Origin of the sequence: Bradyrhizobium glycinis, from assembly GCF_016031655.1 — a bacterium.
Classification (GTDB): Bacteria; Pseudomonadota; Alphaproteobacteria; order Rhizobiales; family Xanthobacteraceae; genus Bradyrhizobium; species Bradyrhizobium glycinis.
In genome coordinates, this window is record NZ_JACCHQ010000083.1 from 1 (window position 1) to 617 (window position 617).

The 617-nt window shown below is 63.5% G+C and carries 1 protein-coding gene; it reads right to left on the minus strand.

What is annotated here, in order from left to right:
- Positions 1 to 107: 107 nt before the first annotated feature.
- The gene (tnpA, locus tag HZZ16_RS36985; RefSeq protein ID WP_197955790.1) at positions 108 to 533 is read right to left on the minus strand and encodes an IS66-like element accessory protein TnpA; all 426 of its coding nucleotides are present in this window, start codon (positions 531 to 533) and stop codon (positions 108 to 110) included.
- Positions 534 to 617 lie beyond the last annotated feature (84 nt).

Below are 617 nucleotides of genomic sequence, written 5' to 3' on the forward strand. Positions count from 1 at the left end.
ATCAGCCTTGATGTGCTCGCGCACCAGCGCAGCAAGCCCCTCCATTCCCTTCCGGAAGTCGGCTGGCTTGGTCGCCACCATCACCCGGACCGTTCCGGACGGCCCGATCACCGGCTCGCCTTCAGCGCATGAACGATGGCAGCAATCGTCGCCGCGTCGGTGCCGCGACCGGCCCGGATAATGATGCCATCGACGTCGATCTCGATACCCCCGAGATCCGGCTTAGCCTTGCATCGCGGTGCCTTACGCTTCCGGCCACCAGCCGCCGCCGGTGCGTCTATCACCGCCGGTACAAATTGCGGCTCCTCAGCCCTCGTCGCGGGCAGCTGGCGCGCCTGCCGCCGCCAGGTGAACACTTGTTGGGGTGTCAGCCCGTGTCGGCGGGCAACGTCGGAAACGACCGCGCCTGGGACCAGCGTCTCCTCGACAATCCGGACCTTGTCGTCCTTGGAGAACCAACGGCGTCGTCCGGTCTCTGTGATCACCTCCAACCGGCCCGTTGCCACATCCGACTTAAGCGTATGGTCAAGCATAGACACGAGCCGATCCCTTCAAAGAGATCGTGAACCTCGCTTATCCTTCACGCCACGAGAAGGTGGGATCAAAACGACGCTTAC

Excerpts from the sequence above, each read along its gene's own strand:
- tnpA (WP_197955790.1), bottom strand. The coding sequence starts at position 533 with ATGCTTGACCATACGCTTAAGTCGGATGTGGCAACGGGCCGGTTGGAG.